Here is a 1,568-nt window from a genome sequence, read left to right as displayed (position 1 = left end):
TGGGGGTGTTGTTGGGTAGGTCCCCTCCGCTTGCGGATACACAGAGTGACGGCATTGAGGGAGGCTATGTAGGGTGAACTCGGTCTCGCAGTTTCCTGGTAGTTCGGCCTACCCATTAGGGCCTGTCCGAGGGGATCATGTTGGCAAGGTGATCCCCGTCAGTTGCGGCATTTACGTTCAGAGATGCGTGCGTGGCGATGCCGCACCCCTGCACGATGAGCTGGGACAAGCGCCCTTCGAGCCGCATGTCCTGCTCCGGAAGCCTGAGTTGAGGTTCGTGAGGACATCGCCTGCGGTCGGGCGTTGGTGTCGACGAGGCGCAGGTACCTGAACACCGCTAGACCAAACCGCCCAAAAGGACGAGCATCTTGCGGGCCTGGGCCTGCTCGTTGGGGTTGCCGACCTCGGCCGCGAGCTGGTAGGCAGCGCGCTCGCCTACGGTGTCCATCCGCCTGCTCACCAGCAGCGCGAGGTTCAGCGCAGCCTTGCCGCTGAACATCGGCTGACGCAATTCGGCCGCGTCCCGGTACGCCTGCTCGGCCCCAGTCCGATCCCCATTCTCCTCCAGAAGCGTCGCCAGGTTGAACAGCCCACCCGCGGCGATCAGCGGGACCTGGTCCTGGGCCGCCGTGCGCAGTGCGGTGATGCCGCCGTCCAGGTCGCCGAGGAATCGCGCGAGCATGACCCCGAGGTTCACCGCCGCCATCGTCCCGGCCAGATCACCGTCCCGCGCCGGGCGGAGCAGGATGGAAGCACGGTCACGCTCGTCGCGGTCGACCAGGATCATGGCCAGGTCGACCGCCGCCATCGCGCCGAATCTGCGGTGCCCGGACGCCATAGCCCGGTTGAGGACCTCCACGGCCGCGTCCTGATCGCCGCCCATCATCAGCGCCGAGCCCAGGAGGGTCAGCCCTTCGGCGGCAACGTCGGAGACCGGTGACCCGGCCGCGAAATCGAATGCCTCGATGGCTCCCTGCAGATCGTTCGCCGCCGCCCATATCCTGCCCCGCCCGAGCGCCGCAAGCCCGACGACTTCCTCCAGCGTGGCAGGTGCCGTCCGGGCAACGATGCCGTGGTCGGCAATCACTTGGAGGTTACGTGCCGCGACCTCCGCCACCTGGCCGGTGCCGTGCTCGGCCGCATAGCGCAACGCCGCCTGGGAGGCCTCGTTGTCGTCGTCCACCAGCGCCACGCCGATCTGCAGTGCCGCCTGCGGGCCGAGTTCTGACTCACCGCCCTCGACAATCCGCGAGTACCAGTCGACGGCCTCCGCGGTGTTGCCCACTGCGAGCATCTCGTCGGCGTACCGGGCGATCATCTCGGTATTTTCCGGGGTCCCGGGCTTGCCGGCTGCAAGGGTGAGCGCGAGCACAAAGAGCCCACTGTCCACACTGGGCATCGGCATCCTGCTGACCTTCCGTGGCACCACTTGTTCCCGGCCCTTCAGTTCTTGATCGTGATCTATCCAGCAGACATCGTGTGCGAAGCAGAGGAGGACGCCGATGACGTGCCTCGACTACCTCCGGCCCGGCGACACCCTGGTGGTGCCCTCCCTCGACCGGTTAGGC

At 66.8% G+C, this 1,568-nt stretch carries 1 protein-coding gene; it reads right to left on the bottom strand.

The window, feature by feature from the left end:
- Positions 1 to 337: 337 nt before the first annotated feature.
- On the bottom strand, positions 338 to 1,399 hold the full coding sequence (locus tag CRP51_RS27970; RefSeq protein ID WP_170970712.1) for a tetratricopeptide repeat protein: 1,062 nt from the start codon (positions 1,397 to 1,399) through the stop codon (positions 338 to 340).
- Positions 1,400 to 1,568 lie beyond the last annotated feature (169 nt).

Source organism: Streptomyces zhaozhouensis (assembly GCF_900230195.1).
Classification (GTDB): domain Bacteria; phylum Actinomycetota; class Actinomycetes; order Streptomycetales; family Streptomycetaceae; genus Streptomyces; species Streptomyces zhaozhouensis.
Note: the sequence above shows the minus strand (reverse complement) of the source record. Positions and strands in the feature narration are given on the sequence as shown.